Source organism: Bacillus sp. RCC_6_1 (genome assembly GCF_041360755.1).
In the GTDB taxonomy this organism is placed as follows: Bacteria; Bacillota; Bacilli; order Bacillales; family Bacillaceae_G; genus Bacillus_A; species Bacillus_A cereus.
Genome location: NZ_JBFUPV010000005.1, coordinates 210,639 through 236,410 on the forward strand (window position 1 = coordinate 210,639; position 25,772 = coordinate 236,410).

The following is a 25,772-nucleotide window of genomic DNA, read 5'->3' on the forward strand; positions in this document are numbered from 1 at the left end:
GAAAGGAGTTTGACATGATTGTAAAAGAGCAAGAGTATCATATAAATGGATTAACTTATACAATTCGTTCTGCAGCTGAAAAAGATGCTGAGCAGTTATCGAAAATTAGAGTTCAGATTGATGGAGAAACTGAAAATATGGATAGAGATGCTGGAGAGGGATTTATAGATGACCTAGGGTTTCAAAAAATAATAAAAACAGATAGTGAAGAAACGAAGAATCTCTTTTTAGTTGTAGAAGTGCACAATCGAATTGTTGGATTTTCAAGATGTGAAGGATCAAATTTTAAGAGATTATCTCATAAAGTGGAGTTTGGCGTTTGTATTTTAAAAGAGTTTTGGGGATATAGAATGGGGAAGAGCCTATTACAACAATCTATTAAATGGGCTGACGAAAATGCAGTAAATAAAATATCTTTACAAGTATTAGAGACAAACGAGAAAGCTATTCATCTTTATAAAAAATTAGGTTTTGAAGTAGAAGGCATTTTGAAAAATGACAAAAGACTATCGGATGGAAAGTATTATAATACGGTAGTGATGGGAAGATTTACTAATACTTTTCATGAAAGAGGTGAAGAAGTATGTTTTACAGAAGGAAGTACTATGTAGTGAAAAATGAATTCATAGAAGTATTTAATGATCATTTCAATCACACGAACTTACCTAATCAATTAAAGCATGGTTCTAGGCTAATAGGACGCTGGATGGAAGATAATAAGAATGGTACGTCTGAAGTATTTGCCATATGGGAATATGATAGTTATGAACAGTATAATGAAATAGAATCGAAAATTAGAAGTGACGAGAGGCATATTAAAGGAATACATGAATGGTATGAAAACCATGGAGGGAAAGAATATGTTTTACAGGAGTACATAGTAGAGATGAAAAATGAAGAGTTAGTATGTACTGTAAAGTAACAGAGGGGTGAGGGATAAGAGAAATTAAAACAAAATTATATTTTAGTTTAGCATCCACTATTTTATTTGCAATAGCCGTGATTGTTTTCTTTATAAATGGTAATCCACAAAAGTGGTTTTGGTTATGTATTTTCTTTGCGTCCATTATACAAAATATAGTGCTACTAAAAAAGAATAAAGAAGTGCATTAAGATATTCAAATTATTAACATATTTGTGTCGTCTTGCTAGTTGTATTGAAAACGCTTTTATTCAGTTTTATAATAAAAGTATGTTTTATAAATCTCCAAAACAATTAAAAGGGAGATGATACAATGTTAGCTTCACCGTTTTACTTACATACATGGAAAAAGTTTGTTAATGAAGGTGTTCTTGATTCAAATCGCATAAATCAAAGAATTTCAGAATCGTGGCATCGATGTAAACAGGCTAATGTTAATCCTCACATGAATAAAGGTCAGAAAATTTTGTCTTCTAACATTTTTCAAGAACAAAAGAAAAAGAGTGAAATTTTCCTTGATATCGCATTACCTCAAATACAAAATATGAGAAAAACCATTGATGAACTACAAATGATGGCATTATTAATCGATCCAGATGGTTATGTTCTATCGTTAAGTGGAAATAAACAAACGTTAAAGCGAGCGAAACATATTAATTTTATTGAAGGTGTAAAATGGACGGAATCAGCTGTTGGCACAAATGCAATTGGAACAGCGCTAGAAATTGAAGAAGCTATTATGATAAGTGGTACTGAACATTACACCGTGGCATCTCATAGCTGGAGTTGTGCGGCTGCTCCCATTCATAATGATGATGGGAAATTAATTGGTGTTCTAGATTTCTCGTGTCCGATTGAATTTTCGCATCCATATATGCTCGGTATGGTAACTTCAATTGCACATGCGATAGAACGTGAATGTAGCATAAGAGTTCATCAAAATGAATTACACTTAATCCATCGTTTTTTAGATGTCATTGATAGTGATGAACAAGTAGTTATTTGTAATCATCGTGATGTTATCGTTTCTGCGAGTAAGAGCGTTCGTGAACGAATAAATAATTGGTCAAGAATGAAACTTGAAGAGTTAATGCACCATGGATTGGAAACTAAATTAGAGATACCAGTATATAGTAATGAAAGAATGATTGGGAAATGTATGTATTTAAAGGAAAATAAACAAATGAATACATATTCTGCTCTCACATTTATAAAAGGGATTACTTTTTCAGGAGTTACCGGGACAAGCAGAGCATTTCAACACACACTAGAAGAAATTAAGCTTGTTTCACCGACTGATGCTAGTGTGTATGTATGTGGTGAGACAGGAGTAGGAAAGGAATATGTCGCGAGAGCGATTCATGAAAATAGTCCAAGAAAAGACGGGCCCTTTATAGCTGTTAACTGCGGTTCTTTGCCTAAAGAATTAATGGAAAGTGAATTGTTCGGTTATGCTGAAGGTGCGTTTACAGGTGCGCGACGTCAAGGATATAAAGGGAAATTTGAACAAGCAAACGGAGGAACATTATTTTTAGATGAAATTGGTGAAGTACCACCAGAGATGCAAGTAGCATTATTGCGTGTTTTACAAGAACGCACAATAACTCCAATTGGGAGTTCAAAATTGGTACCAGTAAATATTCGTATTATTACTGCCACACATAAAGATTTACTACGGTTAGTAGAAGAAGGGAAATTCCGTCAAGATTTATATTATCGTTTGCACGTTTATCCGTTATATGTTCCATCGTTAATAGAAAGAAAAGAGGATATCCCATATTTTATACAACACTTTTGCGAACAGAAGAATTGGAATGTTGTATTTCCAAAGAGTATATACAATCAATTTTTACAACATACATGGCCCGGAAATATTCGGGAACTAGTAAATGTATTAGAACGCATTTACATTTTGTCGCAAGGACGGGAAATATGCGAAAAACAAGTCGCTTTTTTGTTACAAACAATGAGGGGAAATCAACAACAACTTGAGTTACAAGTTGAAAATAAAACAGAACATACATTACATTTTCGCGAAAAAATACAGCGTGATAGCATGATTGAAGCATTACAAAAGACAAATGGAAATGTTTCGTTAGCTGCAAAACTATTAAATGTACCCCGTAGTACATTTTATAAACGAATGCAAAAATATAAGTTATAAAGTAGATTTTTGCAATCTACTTTTTCTTTGTGGGCTCATGTTCTGTCGGAATGTGCGCTTACCGGGGAAATAATAGAACAGTTAGAAATTAATTTCCGAAAGGGGGACTTATGTGAAGTATATTGAAATTGGCTTCGGAAATAGGTGGTTCGTTCGAACAGAAACTGAAAATAAAGATGGAACTGAATTTGAGGAACGAGGAATTATAAAACCTATTTATTTTGAGTCTTTATATGTACGAATTTGGTTTCGGAAAACGTGTTTTATTTTTGATACGAAAGAAGGGTTTAAAAAAACTAAGAAGAGGAGGATTGAATATAAATTTATAGTTGGAATTGTAAGTAGACTGAATAAAGAAAAAGTGTGCTGATATACGTTATTATATTGACCAGGAAATTCTTTGGACTTATATTAAATTCATAAAAAGCAATTTTACTAAATATAAATTGTTAATAAAACCACTAAAAATTATTATCAAGACCTAAAAGCTAAAAATCCTAAAAAAATAAAGGTGAGCGCATATTAGTCATGTATAATATGTACTCACCTTTATTTTCTTGTTCAAAGCACCCGTTAGTCACTCATGGAACATGGAATAAAGTGTGGTATTGATTTAAAATAAAGTTTGATAATTTATAAAAAAGATTGATAAAACCCTGTATTAATATAAGATTTTTCTTTTGCCCCTTAAATTTCAGTTGTATTGTTCAATTAAAGGGCCAGATTGTTGAGGAAACAGGAATAATAAGAATACTCAATAGATTGTTTGTGAAGTGTTACACTTAAACTAACGGGCAGTTTAGCTTAAGTACATTTTTTCACAAATTTAAAGGGGGATATTTCCCCATTTTTTATACTAGCTTAACGTTGATTCGGGAATGTTGAACTTAGCTACCTGCTAATTGAATTCTACTTCATCTGGAGACCTTTAAATTAAAATGTTTCCTTTCTTCTGACAGACTTATTAAATTTCGAAAACAATCAATTCAATCATCTTTTCGTATAGAAAAACTTATTAAGAAACATGCACTAGAAAAAATATAAATCATATATAGGAGATATCCCGTTTGAATGCTTGAGGAGGATATTATGAAACCTATGTTACCTAGTGAAAAATATTTCGGTAATTTAGAACTAGTTTATGCATTTTATGGGGCTATGCCTACAGGTGTTACTGTTTCAGAAACCGGTCGTATTTTCATTTGCTTTCCGAAATGGGGAGACGATGTTAAATTTACGGTGGCGGAAATTTTTGAGGATAAATTGCAGCCTTATCCTAATTTACAAACCAATTTGGTTAATCCCGAGAATATCCCAATGACTTTCATCAGTGTCCAAAGTGTAGTTGCTGATGGAAGGGGAACGCTTTGGATATTAGATACAGCGGCACCCAATTTTTCTGAACCTATTAAAGGGGGGGCAAAATTAGTCGCTGTTGATTTAGAAACCAATACAATAAGAAAAGTATATACCTTTACAGAAGATGTTGTCCTGCCTACAACTTATCTGAATGATGTCCGTTTTGATTTTCGTGTTGGAAAAGCAGGTTATGCCTATATAACGGATTCTTCTTCAAGAGGACCAGGAGCTATTATCGTCGTAGATTTATCAAATGGAAACGCGTTTAGACGGTTAAATGGAGCAAATTCAACTTCACCCGATCCCTATTTTTTACCGAAAGTAGAAGGTCAAATTTTAATGAATCGAAACAAAGACGGTTCAACTTCTCCATTTAGGTTGGCGTCTGATAGTCTTGCGATTTCTCCCGATGGAAAGATATTATTTTTTGCTCCACTAACCAGTCGGCATTTGTTCTCGATCTCAACAGAAGCCTTGAGAGACAGAACGATACCGGACATGAATTTACCTTATCATGTGGAGTATTGGGGAGAAAAAGGTGCGTCTGATGGAATGATCACCGATGCAAAGGGAGCTGTTTATGCTGGAGATTATGAAAACAACAGTATCCGTAAGATATTGCCAAATGGCATAATGGAAGCTATCGCACATGATCCGAGAATTTTGTGGCCGGATACTTTTTCAATTGGTCCGGATCAATATTTGTATGTCATTGTGAACCAATTACATCGACAGCCTAGATTTCATTATGGAAAAGACTTACGACAGAAACCTTATAGTTTACTTCGTATCAAAATTGATGAATTTCCTGCTCCGACCTCTTCATAATAAAAATAGTCAATTAATTGTTTTCATTGATAGAAAATGATCAAACTTTTTTATAAAACCAAAACATAAACCTGCTGGATAAGAATCCATTTTGATCAATCTTTTTCAAAATGGATTCTTTTTATTGACCATAGAATACGGGTTAACACGATATTTTTAATCAAACTTTATTTTAAAATTACGAAGGAACTCATGAATGTTTTAAAAAATATGGTGAAGTAGTAATACCCCAACTTATGAGTGAAATTAATGAAAAGTTAAAATGGGATGTTATTTCAAATGTATAAATAAAGGTAAAGAAATAGGCGCTGAAGAAATTGAAAAACTATTAGCGGATTTATCACCAGAACAAGTAAAGATTGCTTTTTATCAAGAAAGTAAGGAATATGTAAAAATACTAAATCAAACTGATTATGATCAAAGAAGTAAATTAGAAGAAAGTGAATTAAAAGCAATTCTAAGTGAAATGAAAGAGGAGGAAATAATAGAGTTTTTAAAATTTGAAAAGAATTCATTGATGAGATGGACTTCAATTAATATTGCTTGGGATATTATTGGAAATCGTGGTGAGATTTCTAAGGACATTGCTGAAGAATTTACTGAAATTATTTTAAGTAGATTAGAGAGTTATTCTTGGGAAAATTCGGGGGGATAAGCATTGTTGAAAAAATTAAAAATATATTAAAAGAAGATTTTTTATGGGATTTGGCGGAATATAATATAAAAAATCTTGATGACGATGACAATTATTATACTTGTAGCTCGAATATGGAGTTTCTGTTGCAATACGCAGGAGATTTATTATTTATAGATATTGTGAAATATATGTTCGATGAAGAGTTGAAATGTCACTATATGTGGCTAACTGGATGTGGACATATAAGCTTTAATTTTGAAATTGCTCCTTCAACTAGCTATTTACCTCAGCCTAAAGATATTAAAGAACTTGTTTGTAATATTCTATTTGAAGATTTTTCATTGAAAATCTCAATAGCTCTTTCATATATTTCTTTATCAACACAAAATCTTTCTGTTATCCAATAATTAAGTTCAGAAGATGTAATGATTTGTTCTCTTTTCTTACCTTGGAAATATCGTTTTAAAACATTATCATTAATAGAAGTTGGAATACCATCGATATAACCGAAAATCTGAATTTTCTTTAATACAGGAGATGTATGCCAATCGTTAGACCTTGAAATAAGTTCTTTCATATTTGATAAGTGTATTGGTTCTTTTACTTTTTCTTGATGAGCTTTAATAAGCTCATTTAAAAACTTTAAGCTAGTAGGCTGTTTTGTCGTTCCTAAAAATGATAGAAAGCTATTTACTAGTTGTACTTGGGTCATTTTCTTATCCTTTCTATATAGAAATTGTTATTGGTATTATTATAGAATATATGTCAGAAAATACAGTTATTCATTAATGGAGTGGGAGAGAATTATATGTCGATGTCGCTATATTATAAAAAAATCCGGGAGCAATTAGGACATGAACTAATATTTATGCCAAGTGTAGCTGCAGTTATTAAAAACGAGCAGGGAGAACTCTTATTTCAATATCCTGGCGGAGAATATTGGAGTTTGCCGGCTGGAGCAATTGAGCCTGGAGAAACTCCAGAAGAAGCGGTAGTTCGTGAAGTGTGGGAAGAAACGGGTTTGAAAGTGCAAGTAAAAAAACAAAAAGGGGTATTTGGAGGGGAAAGGTTCCGTCATATATATCCGAATGGCGATCAAGTAGAATATATTGTTGTTGTGTTTGAATGTGAAATTACTAGTGGAAAACTGAAATCGATAGATGGTGAATCTTTAAAACTACAATATTTCTCATTTTCTGAAAAGCCTCCTTTAGCACTACCATACCCGGATAATATATTTTTATAGATGTAAAATAGCACACCTTATTTATTGAAGGTGTGCTATTTATATAACCCGGTCGTATACATCTCCGTTAACGTATACACAATTTCCTCTAAGTTAATCTTTTTGTCATTTTGCATAATAGTCCAAAGAAACGATTCATTCATCGCGAACCAACCGCGTGCTACAATCTCTTTATTTAAATTAGGTTGTGCTAATCCACTTTCTTGAGAGTAAGTAATATCCTGTTTAATGCTTGTTATAAAACGTTCCCGAATCTCATCCCATTTTTGCCGTATTTCTCTTGATAATCCTATCGCTTCCTCTACAACTTGCAAAATAGCGCGTTCTTCATCTGCTAATTGCAGGAATGCTCTAACTTGATTTTGGATCATTATACGTGCTTCCTCTTTTGTTTGTGGAGAAAAAGAGCGTTCAGCGATATTATAAAAACGATTCATAACATCTTCCATTAAACTAATTAGGAGATCATCTTTGTTTTTGAAGTATACATATGCTGTACCATATCCGGTTTCTGCATGTTTAATAATTTGTGTAATTGTCGTTTTTTGAAATCCGTTACGTATAAAAATAGTGTAACCAGAGTGTAATAGTTTCTTCTTCGTTTCTAAGGAGCGGTGTTTTCTTGATGAAAGGGTACTGTTTTTCAAAGAATCACCTCTTTATACTGAAATATCTGAAAATATAATTGTATTGTAAAAGAAGTTCATATATAAAGTCAACTGACATAATATCATTGACGTTGTATCAATTAAGGTGATATATTTCAATTAGTTAGAATAAAAAGAAAATTAAGAGAAGGTGACACCATGTATAAAGAACCATTTCAACCAACTTATGAGTATGCGCTTGAATGTGATAAACATGATGAACTGAAAGATTTTCAAACTGAATTCTATAAAAAAGAAGGTACTATATATTTAGATGGAAACTCATTAGGGCTACTTTCAAAAAGAGCAGAGAAATCATTACTTACGTTGCTAGATTCGTGGAAAGAGTATGGTATTGACGGCTGGACAGAAGGTGAGCATCCGTGGTTTTTCCTTTCAGAGAAATTAGGTAAACTTACAGCCCCTCTTATTGGAGCTTTACCGGAAGAAACTATTGTAACCGGTTCCACAACTGCGAATATACACCAAGTTATTGCGACGTTTTATGAGCCGAAAGGAATACGTACAAAAATACTTGCGGATGAATTGACTTTCCCATCAGATATTTATGCACTTCAAAGTCAAATTCGTTTAAAAGGATTAGACCCAGAGGAGCATTTAGTAAGAGTGAAAAGCCGAGATGGTAGAACACTTTCTGAAGAAGATATTATCCATGCGATGGAAGATGATATCGCTTTAATTTTATTACCTTCTGTTTTATATAGAAGTGGTCAAATTCTTGATATGAAAAGTTTAACAACGGAAGCTCATAAACGCGGCATTCACATTGGATTTGATTTATGCCATTCAATAGGATCTATTCCGCATCATTTCAAAGATTGGGATGTCGATTTTGCTGTTTGGTGCAATTATAAATATTTAAATGCAGGACCGGGTAGTGTTGCAGGCCTTTATGTAAATAGTAAACATTTTAATAGACTGCCAGGATTGTCTGGATGGTTTAGTTCTAGAAAAGATAAACAGTTTGATATGGAGCATACATTAACAGCTGCCGATCATGCAGGTGCTTATCAAATTGGTACACCGCACGTATTAAGTACAGCACCTTTAATTGGTTCTCTTGAAATGTTTAAAGATGCTGGTATTGAACGTTTACGCGAAAAATCTTTACATATTACAAGATATATGCTGAATTTAATTGATCACGAATTAAAAGATTTCGGATTTACAATTGGAAATCCATTAGAGGATGAAAAACGTGGCGGGCACATATATTTAGAACATGCAGAAGCAGCACGTATTTGTAAAGCGCTAAAAGCAAATGGAGTTATCCCTGATTTCCGAGCACCTAATGGAGTAAGACTGGCGCCGGTCGCTTTATATAACACATATGAAGAAGTGTGGAAATCTGTACAAATATTAAAGAAAATTATGAAAGAAGAAGAGTATAAACAGTTTGAAAATAAGCGAGAGGTTGTGGCATAAGCATGAAAACATCAGAGTGGATTGATATTTCACAACCGCTAAATAATGATATTGCAACGTGGCCAGGAGACACACCGTTCTCATATGAAGTTTCATGGTCAAAAGAAGAAAGTGGCTCAGTAAATGTTGGAAAGTTAACGATGAGTATTCATACAGGCACTCATATTGATGCACCATTTCATTTTGATAATGATGGAAAGAAAGTATTGGATTTAGATGTTCAAGTTTATGTTGGCCCAGCACGGATTATTGACGTTTCTAATCTTGAAAGCATCGGAAAAAAGGAATTAGAAAGCTTTCATTTAGAAGGTGTAGAACGATTATTATTACGTACATCTTCACATGGAAAAGCTGAAGAATTTCCAGATGTGATCCCTCATTTACGTGCAGACATAGCACCTTTTCTTTCGGAGAAAGGTATTCGTTTAATCGGAGTAGATGTCCCATCAGTTGATCCGCTAGATGATAAAGAATTAGCAGCGCATCATCAATTATTTAAACATGGAATTCATATTTTAGAAAATGTCGTACTAGATCATGTAGCAGACGGTGATTATGAATTGATTGCATTACCACTTGCATTAACTGATGCGGATGGAAGTCCAGTTCGAGCCGTTATTAGACCAATATAAGTAGAATCATATAAAAGGGGCGTTTGGCTAATATGAAAGAAAATGAAAAAGTAATTATGGAAAAAGGGATTCATACGGATTTTAAAGAGAATATGACGTATGGGGAATATTTACAATTAGATAGTTTACTATCTTCTCAAAAAAGATTATCAGACCATCATGATGAAATGTTATTTATCGTTATTCACCAAGCAAGTGAGCTTTGGATGAAGCTCATTTTACATGAGCTAAATGCGGCGATTGAATCTATTAAACAAGATAAATTACAACCAGCTTTTAAAATGTTAGCACGTGTATCAAAAATTCAGTCTCAAATTATTCAATCTTGGGATATTCTCGCGACATTAACACCATCAGAATATATTGAGTTTCGTGATTCACTCGGTCAAGCTTCAGGTTTTCAATCGTATCAATATCGTATGATTGAGTATGCACTTGGCTATAAAACGCCACATGCATTAAAAATTTATGAAAAGGATCCAGAATTACATGCACGACTTCATAAAGCGCTACATGCACCAAGTCTATATGATGTCGCGATTCAAGCATTAGTAAAAGAAGGATTCCCTATTCATAAAGATGTGTTAAACCGTGATATTACGCAGCCTTATGAAGAAGATGCAACAGTAGAAGCAGCATGGTTAGAAGTGTATGCGGATGTGAAAAAATATTGGAATTTATATCAGCTTGCTGAAAAATTGATTGATATTGAAGACTGGCTACAACAATGGCGTTTCCGTCATATGAAAACAGTAGAAAGAATTATTGGACATAAAATGGGTACAGGTGGATCCTCCGGTGTTTCTTATTTAAAGCGAGTACTTGATCAACAATTCTTCCCAGAGCTTTGGAATGTTCGTACAAAATTATAAAAATAAACCTGTCAGTTCATTATGGCTGACAGGTTTATTTTTATTTGAGCACAATTATGTTTAAAATGAAGGAACAAGATATAATAAATGGATTAACTATTTAAATGGAGGTAAAGTTTTTGGATTTCAAGCAACTAGAAAATAAATTCGAAAAGAAAAAAGTGAATACATTTCTTGTTTATCAAAAAGGACAATTAACAACTGAGTATTATAAAACACCCGAATGTGCAAATAACTTATATAAAATAAATTCGATTACAAAAAGTATCGTATCTTTATTAATTGGTATTGCAGTTGATAAGGGCTATATAAATGATATACATACACCGATCACAGAGTGGATTGAAAATGTACCTAAGGGAAAACATAATTTAACACTATATCACTTATTAACAATGACTACTGGTGAGGACTGGAAAGAGTTTGGGAATGGAGTAGTATTCCCAAATGACTTTGTAGAATCAGAGAACTGGGTACAGTACATATTAGAAAAGCCAATAATTGAAGAACCTGCTACAAAAATGAATTATAATTCAGGTTCTTCTCATTTACTGAGCTATATTATTCAAGAAGCTACTGGAATGTCGACAGAGCGGTTTGCAAAGAAATATTTATTTAATCCATTAGAAATTAACGAATACGAGTGGCAACAAGATCCGCAGGGTATATATGTCGGCGGCTTCGGTATGAAAATGAAATCTACCGATTTATTAAAATTAGGAAAATTATGTTTGCAAAATGGATATTGGAATGAAAAAGAAATTGTATCAGCGAAATGGTTAGAAGAGTCAAGTAGGGCGCATTTTGAAACATATGAACATGTCGGCGCATATGGATATCACTGGTGGGTATTACATACCGAAAGATTTCACATACCGTATTGTATATATTTCGCTATGGGATACGGCGGACAATACATCGTTATCATTCCTCAGTTAGAAGTAGTAGCTATTATAAGTAGTCATATGCCAAAACGTGGGCTCGTTCCATTAAAACTATTTATTGAGCATGTACAGGGAAATTCTAATTATATATAAGAAAAGGAGGGAATGTATGAAGGATGAAAAAAATTTATCTTTATTTAGATTCTGTTTAAGTCTTCTAGTATGTAGCGCCATTATTACGCAATTCATAATCAGGGCACAAGTGAAACCGTTCAATCCAGTTAACTTTTTTAGTTTCTTTACTATCGAAAGTAACATTTTAGTTGCATGTATTCTCCTTTTAAGTAGTATCGGAACAGCTACATTTGGTCGCTCAGAGCAGTTTAGTATACTTCGTGGTGCGGCGACGGTATATATACTTACGACAGGACTCGTTTATTTTTTGTTACTAAGAGGATTAGAAGAGTCACTTCAAACGGCAATACCATGGGTAAATACTGTGCTACATTATATCATGCCGATTACAATGCTTTTAGATTGGATTTTAAATCCACCTATTAAGAAAATCACTTGGAAACAAGCTGCAAGTTGGCTTTTATTCCCGTTTTTTTACGTTGTATATAGCTTAATACGTGGTCCAATCGTGAATTGGTATCCATATCCGTTTTTAGATCCGAGAATAGGTGGATATGGTAAAGTACTTTTATACAGTATAGGAATAGCAGTTGTAATTGGTGCTATTTGTATATTGGTAAGATTTTTAGGGAATCGAAACTTTAGAAAAGAATTTTAGAAATGCAAGAACCCCACTGTGTCTGTTTTTAACAGTGGGGGTTTCACTTTATCCAGCTATTTGTCGGGCTGCCCGTAAAAGTCCGATTGGTGAGGGCTGATGATTAGTGGGAGATGAACAAAACCCCCACTGATTAAGGTTTCACTTTATCTACTCGTCTTCTGAAACGACAACTTTATAAATTTCTCCGTCTTCGTTTCAAATTCTACATCAACAAAAACACCGTATTCTTTTCCGTTCTCACGTAACCACAATTTAAATTTTTCAACAGTTATTTGAACTGTTTTTGGTTTTCTACCTATATGAAGATAGTCAATAATTTCTGCTTTTGGGTATTGTTCTTTCGTCTTTTCTACGGCAAGTTTACCCCATTTGGCATACGGCGGCTGCGCATGAACAATTGATGAGCCTGTATATATATTTGAACATGTTGTTAGGAACAGAATGACAAGTGCGACACGTTTTAACAATTTTTTCATGATGAACTCCTTTTATCCTTTTTTATATTGTTTACATATTTTTTCAACGATATTAGTTTGGATTTTTTTGTCTTCTTTACATAAAAGCGAGGCTTTTACAAAACATAACCAAGAAATCATTTCCGTAATTAAGGAGGGAAAATTATGCGCCAAAAAGCTATTTTTAAAATAGCAGTTTTACTTGCGTTCATAGGACTGTCTTTAATGGTCAGTAGTATACAATTAAAGAATGTAGAAGCTTTTTCTAATCAAGTTATTCAAAGAGGAGCATCTGGCGAAGATGTCATTGAACTGCAATCTCGTTTGAAATATAACGGGTTTTATACGGGAAAAGTGGATGGTGTTTTCGGATGGGGTACATATTGGGCACTTCGGAATTTTCAAGAGAAATTCGGATTACCCGTTGATGGTTTAGCTGGAGCTAAAACGAAGCAAATGCTCGTGAAGGCAACGAAGTATGACAAGTCAACTGCTAATAAAGGGACGACAACGAATAAAGGAAATAGCGGTGGCACTGCACAAGAGAATAAACCACCTCAAAATAAAGGGACAAATGTTCCGAACGGTTATTCTCAAAATGATATTCAGCTTATGGCAAACGCAGTATACGGAGAATCACGCGGTGAACCATATTTAGGACAAGTTGCAGTAGCTGCTGTCATTTTGAACCGTGTTACAAGTGCGTCATTCCCAAATACTGTTTCAGGTGTAATCTTTGAGCCTAGAGCATTTACAGCGGTAGCCGATGGGCAAATATATTTAACGCCAAATGAAACAGCAAAAAAAGCAGTTTTAGATGCGATTAACGGATGGGATCCAACAGGAAATGCTTTATATTATTTCAATCCAGATACCGCGACTAGTAAATGGATTTGGACTCGTCCACAAATTAAAAAAATCGGTAAACATATTTTCTGTAAATAGAGCGGAGGTGGGACAATGTTACGAGGTATTATCATTGTATTATTAACAGTCGGTGTAGTAGGAACAGGCTATTGGGGCTATAAAGAGCACCAAGAGAAAAATGCAGTTTTAATTCGAGCGGAAAATAGCTATCAACGTGCATTCCATGATTTAGCATACGAAGTCGATTTATTACACGATAAAATTGGCACAACACTTGCGATGAATTCACGATCATCTTTATCACCTGCATTAGCGGATGTATGGCGTTTAACATCTGAAGCTCGCTCAGATGTAGGGCAACTTCCTTTAACATTAATGCCATTTAATAAAACGGAAGAATTTTTAGCGAATATCGGTGATTTTAGTTACCGTGCAGCCATTCGTGATTTAGAAAAAGAACCGTTAAATGAGCAAGAATATAAAACGTTGCAAACTTTATATTCAAATGCAGGAAATATACAAGATGAACTAAGAAAAGTACAACATCTTGTTTTGAAAAATAATTTACGCTGGATGGATGTAGAAATGGCACTTGCATCAAATCGCGATCCAGCAGATAACACAATTATTGATGGATTGAAAACTGTAGAGAAAAACGTAACATCATATTCTTCTACAAACTTCGGACCGACCTTTACAAGTGCGCAAAAAAATAAAAAAGGCGGATTTGAAGCGGAAGGAAAGGCAATTTCTAAAGATGAAGCGGCGAAAATTGCCAAATCGTTTTTGAATTTAAAAGGAAATGAAAAAGTAGATGTTGAGAAAAGCGGAAAAGGTGCGAAAGAATCCTTCTATAGTGTGAAAATTAAAGATGAAGCAACGAACAACGAGTTCTATATGGATATTACCGGAAAAGGCGGATATCCAATTTGGGTTATGAATAACCGGGAAATTAAAGAACAGAAAGTTAGTTTAAACGATGCAGGTAGTAAAGGTTTGAAATTTTTAAAGGACCATAAGTTTAATAATATGGAGCTTTATGATAGCTCTCAATATGATAATGTTGGTGTATTTACGTATGTAGTAAATGAAAATGGAGTACGAATTTATCCAGAAGCAATCCAAATGAAAATTGCTTTAGATGATGGTTCTATCGTTGGGTTCTCCGCAAAAGAATATTTAGCGTCACATCAAAAGCGAACAGTTCCATCGGCAAAGCTAACTGCAGCAGAAGCAAGAAAGAAAATCAATCCGGATGTAAAAGTCATGGAAGAACGTAAAGCTTTAGTAGTCAATGATTTGCATAATGAAGTACTTTGCTATGAATTTGTAGGCACTTTAGGAAAAGATACGTACCAAATATTCATTAATGCTAATAGCGGGGCCGAGGAAAAGGTAAAGAAAATGCAAGCTGTTGAAAAAATTTATGATTAAACCTTAATAGTGAAGTGGTGAAAATAATGAAAACTCTAATATATATATTGATGCTTTGCTTCGTTATAACTGGATGCAGTATTGGAAAAAAAGACAATCCAAACGAAAAGCCGGAACAAAAAAATGTTTCAATGAAAAATGTTAATTATACGAATAAATCAAATAAGCCAAATGAAAAAGCAGCAGATCATTTAGCATCTTTAGCAGCAAGTGTGCCAGGTGTGAATGATGCAACAGCGGTCGTTGTTGGAAAATATGCTATTGTAGGTATTGATGTAAAAGCAAAACTTGATCGAACTCGAGTTGAATCAATTAAATACTCTGTTGCAGAAAGTTTAAAAAATGACCCTGACGGTGCTAATGCAGTCGTTGTAGCAGATGTTGATACGTATGAACGGCTCAAACAAATCGGAAAGCAAATTAAAAAAGGAAAAACAGGTGAAGGTATACTAGATGAATTAGCCGCTATTGTGGGCCGAGTAATGCCACAAGTTCCAAATGATATGATAGAAAATAGAGAAACGAATCCAATTAAAGATAATGATAAACAATTACCAAAAGATGAAGAACAAGAGTTAAGAAAAGAACAGGATGATCAATCAAATAATCATTTGAATAAATGAAATTAGCCTCGTACTTAATTGTACGAGGTTTTTAAATATAATATTAAATATTCAGTTTATTTTTAAGGAAAAATATGGTTTAATTATGATGGGAGGGACAACTGTTATGATGAAAAAAAGCGCATGTATATTGTTTAGTTTATGCTTAGGTTTCAGTATGACAGCGTGTGAACAGAGAAAAGAAGTGAAAAATCAAACAGCAACTTCTTCTACTGTGATGGAAAGGCAACAGAAAGAGTCTATCAATATAAATCATTTTTCGAGTATAAATGAAGGGATGACTTATACAGAAGTGAAAGATTTAATTGGTTTTGAAGGAGATTTACTTATAGAAGAAGGGGTAGAACATTCTACACAAATTAAACAAATTTTTGCTTGGAAAGGAAACAATCCAAATTCATTTGTTGAAATTACCTTTTTAGATGGAAGAGTGCATTCAAAAGCACAGCAAGGTATAAGTTAATAAGCTAAAAAATGGGAGAGTTTAGCATGAACATACACACAGGGGAAATTCAATTAGTTCCGTATAAGGAGAAATATAAAGAAGTTATACAAACATTTACTTTACCAAGTGAACAAGTTCAGTTTACATCAGATCCAAGCGCATTACTGGAGAAAGCAAAAAGTGATCGTACAAAAAATGTGATTGTTATTTTAGATTACAATGGGGTACCGGTGGGTCTTTTCGCATTGGAAACGGGAGATAGAGTAAAGGAGTTCACAGATAATGAGGATGCTTTACTTTTAACATCATTTTCTATTAATCACAATAGACAAAGAAAAGGATTCGCTAAAAAGTCATTGTTATTATTAGAAGAGTTTGTAAAACGTTATTTTCCAATAAAAAATGAAGTTGTACTTGCTGTGAATGAAAGAAATATTCCTGCACAAAATTTATATGCAAAAGTCGGCTTCCAAGATAAAGGTTTTAGAAGAATGGGACCAATAGGCCAACAAATAATAATGCATTTGTCTATAATGAAATAATGAGATAGAAAACTTACTCTTGAATATTCATGTAGTAGGTTTTTTTATTTTAATAATATACAATATATGTATATAAAATGAAATAGAAATGAAGGATATAAAAAATGAATCAAGATAGAAAATGGAATCTCGTTGGGGGAAGAGTGATTAAAACTGGGATTGCAGTTTTTCTTACAGTGTTAGTTTGTGAATTTTTTAATATCTCAACTTGGAGTTATAAAAATGATTTAAAAGATTATAAACCAAATCATTATCATCACCATTTTTCAAGTGAGTATATTATTTTATTTGAGGTATTATCTATTCATGATATGTTAGAAGAATTAAAACAAATATCCGAGAAATATGAGTGGGGAAATCGATTCAATTGATAAGTTCATTTTATTGTGGGGGGAATAGTATGACACTTTATATTGCATTACTAAGAGGAATCAATGTCGGTGGACATAAAGTAATCAAAATGGCTGAGTTAAAACGAGTGTTTGAATCAATAGGGTTAAAACAAGTGAAAACGTATATACAAAGTGGTAATATCGTGTTCGAATCTGAGGAAGATATAAACTTTCTAAAAGACCGAATACAAACGGAAATAAAAAATGAATTTGATTTCGATGTTCCAGTCATGCTAAGAACACATGATGAATTTATAAATATTATTAAGCAATGTCCGTATGAAGTTCATTCATTGTTAGAAGGAGAAAGTGTTCATGTTGCTTTTTTAGCGAATGTACTTTCTGAAGAAGAGAGTAGTCAATTGCTTATATTTAAAAGTGAACTTGAAGATTGCTATATAGATGAGAAAGTCGTTTATTTGTTTTTCAAAAATAGCATTCGAAATTCTAAATTAATGAACCAGTTTCAGAAGTTACATACACCAGCTACAGTTAGGAATTGGCGGACTGTGAACAAATTAAAAGCAATTGTAGAGGGTATGTAAATATAAAAAGATGAGGTTTTCTACATGTAGAAAACCTCATCTTTTTATTTATATTGTTTTGCAACTACGAGTTCGACAATAGGATAAATAAAGAAGGAAGAGCAAATTGCGATGAACAGAGGGAGGTTTTTTACTCCATCTAAATTAGCCCCCATAGAAAATCCTTCAGAGAAGATTAATATAAGGAACATTACAATTACAAGCACAAAATATGCAATTTTAAAGCTTTTATATGTAATTTGTTGTCCCATTTCATCTTGACTTTCTTCTGATACACCGTGGGGATCTCCCCAAGTAATGTAATTAATTAAATTACTAAGTATTAACGAAATAGCAAAAATCGTACCGCCCAAAATAGAACCTTCAGTTATGTATTTATATGTGCCATGTACTAGTATTGCAATTAATGCTAAAACAATGATTATAAAAATAGTTTTTTTAGTATTCAATAAATAATTGCCCCCTCGATTGTAAAAAACTCTTTACAAATATAAGTATAAAATTGGAAAAGTATCATGTCAAATACTTTTTACACGAAATATGTAAGTATGTAATATTTTAGTTCTATGATAAATAAAAAATTACAATACATTTGAATGTAAAAGAATGGGCTCGCATATATTTGGAAGGGATGTCAGATTAATTTAGGGGGTAGTTATGTCTATACTTTTAAAAGCTGGTGCAGATGCAGGAAACAACGGTTTGAAGTTAATGGTGAAAGGGCAAGACCCTATTTTTATTCCGAGTATTTATTCTTTATATATAGGTGAGCCTACAGGACTCTTAGATGAGGTAGATGTTTCATTATCTGAATTAGAAAACCACATTGATGTGACTATAAGTTCGCCATCGTTAATGCTAAATAATGTACGATACATCGTTGGAGAAAAAGTCATTCAAGATCAATTAAAAGGTACTGAGGTAGAGAAGAAATCAAATAAGTCAACGGATGAGTTAATGGTTATTACAATACTATCAGGTTTGGCGGTAAGCGCTATGCGTCAAAGTCCAACTTCTAGCCATATTAATATTCGTTATGATTTATCTGTCGCTCTTCCTATGCAGCTTATTACACAAGAAATAGCTGCTGAAAATGCAAAACGTTATATGGGAAATCATAAGGTTATTTTCCATTATCCGAACGGACGCGATGTGACAATTAATGTTTCAATTGAGTATTGTAAATGCCTACCTGAGGGTGCTTCTGGGACGTGGGGCATTGTATACGATGAAGAAGGAAATGTTGTGAAACATAAAATAGAATGTGAGCAAAATCAAGTTTCTGAAATTGATTTTGTAGATAAAACTCTACTCTCTTTTGATATTGGCGCAGGGACGACAGAAGAAGTCGTTTCATTAGGGGTGAATTTCCGTCCGCAACTAAGTAAAGGTTTATCTTATGGTGTAAAAGAGACGTTACTACAAATCATTACGAGATGGAACCGGAAGTATCCAACTAAAACGATTGATAGCATTACAGAATTCAATCAAATTTATTTAAATGATAAGCATCCGAGAAATACATTATTAGTTGAGGAATCACAGCCAGCGCTATTAGGTTTAGCAGCGCGTGTTGCAACAGATATTATAAATAAAATTGATGATATGAAAGACGATCCATACGTGTTTATTTATGGCGGGGGTGCAGTAATTATTAAAAACAGTTTAAAAATGATTTTAAAGCAAAAAGGACGACTCAAAAATGTAATCTTTGTAGATAATCCGTTATTTACAAATGCACGAGGATTATTAGTCTATACTTGTTCGCCAAAATATAGAGAGCATAAGCAAAAAGAGTTAGGATTTACAAACTTAACGATAAGTTAGTTGGTGGAAGTATGCGATCTAGGCGATATAAACGTGGTGATCGAGTAAAAATCAATATTCATAAATCGGTATCACCTGAAATGCTTGCGTGGCTGAATAAACAATCAAATCCAACTAATTTCTTCTTCTTTGCTGCGCAGCAACTATTTAAACAAGTAGGAGATATTGACGTTTCTAAAGCTTTACCAAGCAGCCATGTTTTCTCATTATATGTGGAGCCTTCATCCTTATTAAAAGTCGAAGTAAACCCTTTTAAAAACATGACACTAGACACAAATACATCCACTGAAAATGCAAAAAAAAAATTATGGGAATCTGTTGATCAATTAGATTGTCCATTTTTTTAAACATAGAAAAATATAAGAAGTCCCCATCACTATACATACGAATACAGTGATGGGGTTTTGTTTGTAAATGGAAGGGGCACAATACAATTTGTGACCCTTCCATTAGTTATTTATCTAAATTTTAGATGTATGTTTAGAAACAGCATTAATTATGCTTTCCCAGTCATCTGGATGGTTTTCATGGCCTGCCCCTTTAAGGGTTAATAGTACTGAGTTTGGAATTTCATCAATTAGTGCGAGGCCATGTTCAAATGGTAGTGCTGTATCGTCTGTTCCGTGAATAACTAATGTAGGTGCTTGTATGGATTGAAGTACACCTTCATATGCATCATCACCTTGAAGTAAAGCGTGATTAAACATACTTATTAAATTGTTTGCGCGTTCTATTTCTTGTTTTACTTGTTTATAAACTCTATTTTCATCAAATATTCGTTCTGATCCACATAATAGACGAGATCCTGAAACTAAATACTCTGCCACATCATTTTTATTTGCCCAATCTATACTTGTGCCATTTACATGATGTGTTAAAATCCTTTCATCCATTGGAGGTAAATCGCGAGTATTGTCATCAGATCCTATTACACTAGTCGCTAGTAAAGTTAGCGTCAAAATTCTTTCGGGATGTTTTACAGCGGCAATTTGAGCAATCATACCACCTAATGACATGCCAAATAGGTGAGCTTTATCAATATGATAAGCATCTAGTACTCCAATTGCATCTTCAGCCATATCTGTTACTGTGTAATTGGAAGTTCTAGGTTCATAGGCAACAGAGCGCCCAACATCACGGTTATCAAAGCGAATAACAAACTTCCCCGTACTAGCCAACAGCTCACAAAACTCTTCATCCCAATAAACCATGGAACATGTAGCGCCCATAATTAATAAAATAGCAGGGTTCTTAGGGTTCCCAAAGCTTTCTGTACATATATCAATTCCGTTTATTTTAAATATCTTTTCACTCATATAGTTAGCCTCATTTCTTTTGAATTAATTAATAAAACAATTTTGGATGATTCTAAGATGTGTGTAAGATTCGTGGTGGAATTCATCCCGCTATTTGCTGGGCAGTAAGAGTCCCATCTTAAAATTCAGGGAAAGTAAAGAAGTTGGGAGGGGACCAACTGCCCGGAAAAGCCCGATTGGCGAGGGTTGATTAAAGTTTCACTTTATAATGCTTCTTGCATAATTACCCCCAAAAATAATTATATGTTAATTCAAGGCAAAAAATTTTGAGAAATAATTGTATGTTATTAAAATAAACAGCAAGGAGGAGAGTAAATGAAAGCAATTGTTATTGATCAATATGGTATTGTTGAAGAATTAAAAGAAAGACAAGTTTTAAAACCGGTTGTTCAGAATAACGAAAAAGCTCAACAATAAATAATATCCCATACTATACATTTTCATTTTCGAGTATTATTTATTGTTAGCTATTGTGATATTACTTCTAACAAATACTGTTTCGTATTGTATCGTGTAATTTTTCTAATCCAATTTCCATATCTTTCTCGTTTAACATTGAATAGCTAATTCTTAATTGGTTATCATTTGTTTCGTAATTTAATAGACAAGCTGTTCCTGGTAAAAAAGAGACATCTACTTCATTTGCTTTTTGTAATAAGGTAAAGGGATCTATCGAATCAGGTAGTGTCACCCATAAATTAAAACCTCCATTTGGTATTTCAAAGTGTAGTTCTTTTAATGGCGATAATATATCAATTGTTAAATCACGTCTCATTTGTAAAGCTGTACGTAATTTTTCTAAATGGTTTTTCATACGTTCTGCACGTAAAAACGGTAGAAGTGCCTTCTGTGTTAATAAAGGACTACCGATATCCATTGAACCTTTTACTGCATATAGCCATTCAAAAATAGGACCATCGGCAATAAGTGCCGCGATACGCAGTCCTGGTGCTAACGTTTTACTAAATCCTTTTATATATATTACGTGGCCATCCTTATCAAAACTTTTGATTGGGGGCGGGATTATAGCATCCTCAAAATATATTTCTCCGAAAGAATCATCTTCAATAATAAAAAATTGATATAACTCCGATAGTTCTATAAGTTCCATTCTTCGTTCTTTACTCATTACTGTACCTGTCGGATTCTGGAAGGTGGGATTCGTATACAATAAAACGGGATTTTTACTTTGACAAATATCATCAATTAAGTCGGAGCGAACTCCATGATTATCAAGAGAAACGGGAATGATTTGAACACCTTTATTGATGAAAATATCAAGCGCAGCACTGTAACATGGACTTTCTACTAATACAATATCTCCAGGTTTTAATAATGTTTGAGCAATTAAATCAATTCCTTGTTGTGCGCCGCTTGTAATTAATAATTGAGATGGGTCTGTCACTAATTTCTGGTGTTCATTTAAGTAATTTGCTATTTCAACTCGCAATTCATAATCGCCTTGAACTGGCCCATAAGTTGCTAACAACATCGGATTTTTATCCAGCAATTTATGCATTTCATCTGCCAAAAATGGATTTGGTAACAGACGAGGATACAGAATTGCTTGTGAAAAATTATAATATTTACGGTGCTTATTCATTGCATATTGAGAACGCATAACATTAATCGTTTTCATTTGTTGCCATTTATACGGAATTGGTTTGAAATCTTTCTTTACCCGTTTATATATGTAAGCACCTTTTCCTTGTTCGATGCGTATATACCCTTTCGTTTCTAACTGTTTATACGCTTTACGAACTGTTAATACATTGATTTGTAAATCTGTGGCCATACAACGTAAAGAAGGAAGAGATTCACCATGTGAAAGCATACCACTTTGTATTCTGTCAACAATTTGCATATATATTTGCTTGTAATACGGTATGTTTGTTTCTTTACGCAATACAATTTTCATAGGTTCACCTATTTTTCTTTTTAACTTAATTAAAGCGAAAAATATATAGGGAATCAACTACAACTTGAAGTAACTGTTATATGTACCGATACACTGTTATACACCATAGCCTCTATACTCATTCTAAGAGTAAAAAGGAGGAAGCAAAATGGTCATTTTTAATTACATTTTAGTATGTATTATTTTCGGGACAACATTTTTAACGATAAAAATTGGAATTGAAGCAGGGGCGCCACCGTTGTTTTCAGCAGGAATTCGCTTCTTTTTAGCGGGCATAATCCTTATGATTATTTTTAAATTAAAGCGAAAAGAAATTATGCCACATATATTTTCAAAACGCATTATGTATGCTGGATTTTGTTTAACATTTATGACATTCGCAAGTTTATATTGGTCAGAACAATATATTTCTTCGGGATTAGCTGCTGTTCTTTCTGCTACGGGACCAATGATGATTTTATTAATACAAGCAAAGAGGAATAGGGAGAAATTACAAAAGGAACAACTCGTTGCTTTAGTTATTGCACTAATAGGTGTTATATTTGTTTCTTTACCAGGAATGCATCAACAAGTAAGTTTCATATGGAGTATTGCTTGTAGTGTGTTAGTTATAGGGGAGTTATTTTACGGAATAGGCTCTATTCGTTCGAAAGAAATACTGTCAGATTTATCAAATGTATCACCATTTCTTATTAACGGTATTCAAATGTTTTATGGAGGGATTTTACTACTAATCGCATCTATTATTGTAGAACAACCAAATGTAACCGTATTAACTTCATGGAGTGTGCAATGGCCTATTTTATATCTCATATTTATCGGATCGATTGGTGGACACGGATTATATTACTGGCTCTTATCAAAAACAAATCCAGTATTTCCATCGACGTGGTTATATGTATCACCATTAATTGCAATAATTGTGGGATATATCATTTTAGGAGAACCTTTAAATCCTACAATGGGAATGGGGGCTTGTCTTATATTGATTGGTGTATTTTTGGCCAATCGTTCAACACTACGGACTTATTTCAAAAAAGGGCGGTTATTAGAGAAGGAGATGTAGTTTAATAAAGCAATAGCCCTGTATATTACAGGACTGATAAAATCAAAAACACAGTTGGAAAAATAACCAACTGTGTTTTTGATAATTAATTCACTTTTTTAATAAAGCCTTTATAATGACGTTTTACAAGCTGGCTTTCTAACGTCTTCATAGTTTCTAGTGCTACACCGACAATGATAAGTAAGCTTGTACCACCAATTTGAGCAGAAGGTGGTAACGTAGCAATTTTCGTGAATACGAGCGGTAATATAGAAATAGCACCTAAGAAAATTGCACCGATAAATGTTAAACGGTATAGAATTTTAGTTACATATTGTTCAGTTGCTTTACCAGGACGAATACCAGGAACATATCCATTTTGCTTTTTCAAATTCTCAGCCATTTGTTCAGGATTTACTTGAATAAATGCGTAGAAGTATGTGAAAGCAACGATAAGACCGACATAAAGTGTCATTCCAATTGGATGTGCGAAATCAAGATTTGCAACTAACCATTTTGATACGCTTGAATCAGGGAAGAGCTGCGCAATTGTACGCGGCGTCATTAAAAATGCAGAAGCAAAGATAACTGGTATAACACCAGCACTATTTACTTTAAGCGGTAAATGAGTGTTTTTTGCTCCTTGATATTGATTGTTTCCTGAAACAGCTTTTGCATATTGGATCGGTATTTTACGTACAGCTTGTTGAATGTAAATAACACCAACAACTATCGCTAAAATTACGAGTCCAATTAAAACAATTTTTATTATGTGCATAAATAGCTGATCGCCAGCATTTTGGAATTGTTGTAAATAAATTTGATTTGCAACATTTGGAATGGCGGCAACGAGACCTGCGAAGATAATCATCGAAATACCATTACCAACTCCGTTAGCGGTAATTTGTTCGCCTAACCAAAGTAAAAATGCAGTACCTGCAGTTAAAACTGTCGCAATAAATAAGTATGTAGTCCAGCTTTGATCTGTTATTAATTGTCCACCTGCTATATTATTAAAGCCATAAGACATTCCGATGGCCTGTATGAATGCGAGAATGATTGTAAAGTATCGAGTGAATTGAGCTGATTTCTTACGGCCCATTTCTCCTTGCTTTGCCCATTCCGAAAATTTAGGTATAACATCCATTTGTAGTAACTGTACTATGATGGAAGCTGTAATATATGGTGTAATACCTACAGCAAAGATTGAGAAGTGTTGCAATGCTCCTCCGCCAAATACGTTTAACATACCTAGAACGTTAGCTTGATCTTGTACTTTTAATACCTCTGCGTTAGTATGAGGAACTGGAATAAACGTGCCAATTCGAAAAACGATTAACATCGCTAGTGTAAAAAGGATTTTCCTTCTTATCTCAGCTACTCTCATGAAATTTGAAATCGTACGAAACATTATGTCGCCTCCTATATTTTTATCAGTAAAAAACTGATTATTATACCCTATGAAGTAACCACAAACCTCCTTCCGCACTAAATTCATTTGACAAATGGATTTTCATACACTTTGTAGTTTTCACGGATATAAAAATATAAGGTGTTATATAAGCGACCTATACACTTCACGTAATCATTCAATACCCATAATATATCGAATAAATTAACAAATGTACATACATACGCATTAAAAATGAATAAATAGGGTCATTTTTTACATTTATTTAATGATAAATTGATAGGACATTATACTGGTAAATGCGCTTCGTATATTCCTTTAATCAATTAAAATCCTCCACCTTTTTATTTTCTTACAATTAATATATCGATTTAAAAAGAATTTAAAATCAAATAAAAGTATGAAAGTACATACTACTTTAGTAGTAGTAATAGTAATCAATTGTATTTCAATTAAAATTCATGTGATTAGAGGATTCTTTTTATTTAAGAAGGAATAAATATTTAAAGAAAGCTAAAT

28 protein-coding genes and 1 pseudogene are annotated in these 25,772 nt (G+C 33.4%); 22 read left to right on the forward strand and 7 right to left on the reverse strand.

Going from position 1 to position 25,772, the window contains the following annotated elements:
• Nucleotides 1–14 precede the first annotated feature (14 nt).
• The 6 genes from AB6801_RS17665 to AB6801_RS17690 all read left to right on the forward strand — a co-directional run bounded on the left by AB6801_RS17665 (nt 15) and on the right by AB6801_RS17690 (nt 5,928).
• On the forward strand, nt 15–611 hold the full coding sequence (locus AB6801_RS17665) for a GNAT family N-acetyltransferase (RefSeq protein ID WP_000635686.1): 597 nt from the start codon (nt 15–17) through the stop codon (nt 609–611).
• On the forward strand, nt 584–922 hold the full coding sequence (locus AB6801_RS17670) for an NIPSNAP family protein (protein WP_000499982.1): 339 nt from the start codon (nt 584–586) through the stop codon (nt 920–922). The genes AB6801_RS17665 and AB6801_RS17670 overlap by 28 nt, the downstream gene beginning before the upstream one ends.
• Before the next feature lie 313 nt (nt 923–1,235).
• Nucleotides 1,236–3,086 (forward strand): sigma-54-dependent Fis family transcriptional regulator, encoded by a 1,851-nt coding sequence (locus AB6801_RS17675; RefSeq protein WP_000881431.1) that lies wholly within the window; start codon nt 1,236–1,238, stop codon nt 3,084–3,086.
• Nucleotides 3,087–3,198: 112 nt separating this feature from the next.
• The gene (locus AB6801_RS17680) at nt 3,199–3,456 is read left to right on the forward strand and encodes a DUF3977 family protein (protein ID WP_000873827.1); all 258 of its coding nucleotides are present in this window, start codon (nt 3,199–3,201) and stop codon (nt 3,454–3,456) included.
• Nucleotides 3,457–4,175: 719 nt separating this feature from the next.
• On the forward strand, nt 4,176–5,273 hold the full coding sequence (locus tag AB6801_RS17685) for an L-dopachrome tautomerase-related protein (RefSeq protein ID WP_015382380.1): 1,098 nt from the start codon (nt 4,176–4,178) through the stop codon (nt 5,271–5,273).
• Between the two features lie 262 nt (nt 5,274–5,535).
• The gene (locus AB6801_RS17690) at nt 5,536–5,928 is read left to right on the forward strand and encodes a hypothetical protein (protein ID WP_000501980.1); all 393 of its coding nucleotides are present in this window, start codon (nt 5,536–5,538) and stop codon (nt 5,926–5,928) included.
• A 268-nt stretch (nt 5,929–6,196) separates the two neighbouring features.
• Here AB6801_RS17690 and AB6801_RS17695 read toward each other — a convergent pair whose 3' ends face one another.
• On the reverse strand, nt 6,197–6,622 hold the full coding sequence (locus AB6801_RS17695; RefSeq protein WP_000195532.1) for a hypothetical protein: 426 nt from the start codon (nt 6,620–6,622) through the stop codon (nt 6,197–6,199).
• 96 nt (nt 6,623–6,718) lie between these two features.
• On the opposite strand from AB6801_RS17695, the gene AB6801_RS17700 reads away from it, so the two are divergent.
• Nucleotides 6,719–7,156 (forward strand): NUDIX hydrolase, encoded by a 438-nt coding sequence (locus AB6801_RS17700; protein ID WP_000062929.1) that lies wholly within the window; start codon nt 6,719–6,721, stop codon nt 7,154–7,156.
• Nucleotides 7,157–7,191: 35 nt separating this feature from the next.
• Here the strand turns inward: AB6801_RS17700 and AB6801_RS17705 are convergent, their stop codons facing one another.
• Entirely contained in the window at nt 7,192–7,803 is a 612-nt protein-coding gene (locus tag AB6801_RS17705) for a TetR/AcrR family transcriptional regulator (protein ID WP_000798551.1), read from the reverse strand.
• Between the two features lie 159 nt (nt 7,804–7,962).
• Here AB6801_RS17705 and kynU point away from each other — a divergent pair, with 159 nt between their 5' ends.
• The 5 genes from kynU (at nt 7,963) to AB6801_RS17730 (ending at nt 12,430) form a co-directional block, all read left to right on the forward strand.
• Nucleotides 7,963–9,249, forward strand: a complete 1,287-nt coding sequence (gene kynU, locus AB6801_RS17710; RefSeq protein ID WP_000276293.1) for a kynureninase — start codon at nt 7,963–7,965, stop codon at nt 9,247–9,249.
• Between the two features lie 2 nt (nt 9,250–9,251).
• On the forward strand, nt 9,252–9,881 hold the full coding sequence (gene kynB, locus AB6801_RS17715; protein WP_000858061.1) for an arylformamidase: 630 nt from the start codon (nt 9,252–9,254) through the stop codon (nt 9,879–9,881).
• A 32-nt stretch (nt 9,882–9,913) separates the two neighbouring features.
• Entirely contained in the window at nt 9,914–10,753 is an 840-nt protein-coding gene (kynA, locus tag AB6801_RS17720) for a tryptophan 2,3-dioxygenase (protein ID WP_000661957.1), read from the forward strand.
• A gap of 119 nt (nt 10,754–10,872) precedes the next feature.
• Nucleotides 10,873–11,790: a serine hydrolase domain-containing protein gene (locus AB6801_RS17725; protein WP_370941110.1), complete on the forward strand. Its 918-nt coding sequence runs from the start codon at nt 10,873–10,875 to the stop codon at nt 11,788–11,790.
• Between the two features lie 16 nt (nt 11,791–11,806).
• Nucleotides 11,807–12,430, forward strand: a complete 624-nt coding sequence (locus AB6801_RS17730) for a Pr6Pr family membrane protein (protein ID WP_370941111.1) — start codon at nt 11,807–11,809, stop codon at nt 12,428–12,430.
• 146 nt (nt 12,431–12,576) lie between these two features.
• On the opposite strand, the gene AB6801_RS17735 is transcribed toward AB6801_RS17730, so the two are convergent.
• On the reverse strand, nt 12,577–12,909 hold the full coding sequence (locus tag AB6801_RS17735) for a DUF3889 domain-containing protein (RefSeq protein ID WP_000734903.1): 333 nt from the start codon (nt 12,907–12,909) through the stop codon (nt 12,577–12,579).
• 144 nt (nt 12,910–13,053) lie between these two features.
• Between AB6801_RS17735 and sleB the strand changes: the two genes are divergently transcribed.
• From sleB to AB6801_RS17770, 7 genes and pseudogenes are all read left to right on the forward strand, one after another.
• Nucleotides 13,054–13,833 carry a spore cortex-lytic enzyme gene (gene sleB, locus AB6801_RS17740; protein ID WP_001249053.1) on the forward strand — a complete coding sequence of 260 codons (780 nt, stop codon included), beginning with the start codon at nt 13,054–13,056 and terminating at the stop codon, nt 13,831–13,833.
• A gap of 15 nt (nt 13,834–13,848) precedes the next feature.
• Nucleotides 13,849–15,189 carry a germination protein YpeB gene (ypeB, locus tag AB6801_RS17745; RefSeq protein ID WP_000943727.1) on the forward strand — a complete coding sequence of 447 codons (1,341 nt, stop codon included), beginning with the start codon at nt 13,849–13,851 and terminating at the stop codon, nt 15,187–15,189.
• A 26-nt stretch (nt 15,190–15,215) separates the two neighbouring features.
• Nucleotides 15,216–15,812, forward strand: a complete 597-nt coding sequence (locus tag AB6801_RS17750) for a YhcN/YlaJ family sporulation lipoprotein (RefSeq protein WP_000854053.1) — start codon at nt 15,216–15,218, stop codon at nt 15,810–15,812.
• Nucleotides 15,813–15,918: 106 nt separating this feature from the next.
• On the forward strand, nt 15,919–16,275 hold the full coding sequence (locus tag AB6801_RS17755; protein ID WP_000976447.1) for a hypothetical protein: 357 nt from the start codon (nt 15,919–15,921) through the stop codon (nt 16,273–16,275).
• An 11-nt stretch (nt 16,276–16,286) separates the two neighbouring features.
• Nucleotides 16,287–16,799: a GNAT family N-acetyltransferase gene (locus AB6801_RS17760; RefSeq protein ID WP_002061531.1), complete on the forward strand. Its 513-nt coding sequence runs from the start codon at nt 16,287–16,289 to the stop codon at nt 16,797–16,799.
• A 104-nt stretch (nt 16,800–16,903) separates the two neighbouring features.
• Nucleotides 16,904–16,975: pseudogene (locus tag AB6801_RS17765) on the forward strand (hypothetical protein); the annotation flags it as partial.
• Nucleotides 16,976–17,199: 224 nt separating this feature from the next.
• A complete protein-coding gene (locus AB6801_RS17770) occupies nt 17,200–17,736 on the forward strand; it encodes a DUF1697 domain-containing protein (protein ID WP_000177395.1) in 537 nt (178 codons plus the stop codon).
• 44 nt (nt 17,737–17,780) lie between these two features.
• On the opposite strand, the gene AB6801_RS17775 is transcribed toward AB6801_RS17770, so the two are convergent.
• A complete protein-coding gene (locus AB6801_RS17775; protein WP_001093143.1) occupies nt 17,781–18,185 on the reverse strand; it encodes a hypothetical protein in 405 nt (134 codons plus the stop codon).
• Nucleotides 18,186–18,393: 208 nt separating this feature from the next.
• Here AB6801_RS17775 and AB6801_RS17780 point away from each other — a divergent pair, with 208 nt between their 5' ends.
• Both AB6801_RS17780 and AB6801_RS17785 read left to right on the forward strand, forming a co-directional pair.
• Entirely contained in the window at nt 18,394–19,563 is a 1,170-nt protein-coding gene (locus AB6801_RS17780) for a ParM/StbA family protein (RefSeq protein ID WP_000025622.1), read from the forward strand.
• Nucleotides 19,564–19,574: 11 nt separating this feature from the next.
• Nucleotides 19,575–19,910, forward strand: a complete 336-nt coding sequence (locus tag AB6801_RS17785) for a hypothetical protein (RefSeq protein WP_001257760.1) — start codon at nt 19,575–19,577, stop codon at nt 19,908–19,910.
• A 114-nt stretch (nt 19,911–20,024) separates the two neighbouring features.
• Here AB6801_RS17785 and mleBCA read toward each other — a convergent pair whose 3' ends face one another.
• Both mleBCA and pdxR read right to left on the reverse strand, forming a co-directional pair.
• A complete protein-coding gene (gene mleBCA, locus AB6801_RS17790; protein WP_097813680.1) occupies nt 20,025–20,879 on the reverse strand; it encodes a BCA family alpha/beta fold macrolide esterase in 855 nt (284 codons plus the stop codon).
• 484 nt (nt 20,880–21,363) lie between these two features.
• Complete coding sequence (gene pdxR / locus AB6801_RS17795) at nt 21,364–22,797, reverse strand: MocR-like pyridoxine biosynthesis transcription factor PdxR (protein WP_000706791.1); 1,434 nt, start codon at nt 22,795–22,797, stop codon at nt 21,364–21,366.
• A gap of 148 nt (nt 22,798–22,945) precedes the next feature.
• Between pdxR and AB6801_RS17800 the strand changes: the two genes are divergently transcribed.
• Nucleotides 22,946–23,863 (forward strand): DMT family transporter, encoded by a 918-nt coding sequence (locus tag AB6801_RS17800; RefSeq protein WP_370941112.1) that lies wholly within the window; start codon nt 22,946–22,948, stop codon nt 23,861–23,863.
• A gap of 85 nt (nt 23,864–23,948) precedes the next feature.
• On the opposite strand, the gene secY is transcribed toward AB6801_RS17800, so the two are convergent.
• Nucleotides 23,949–25,253, reverse strand: coding sequence for a preprotein translocase subunit SecY (gene secY / locus AB6801_RS17805; RefSeq protein WP_000490135.1), 1,305 nt, complete (start codon nt 25,251–25,253; stop codon nt 23,949–23,951).
• Between the last annotated feature and the right edge of the window lie 519 nt (nt 25,254–25,772).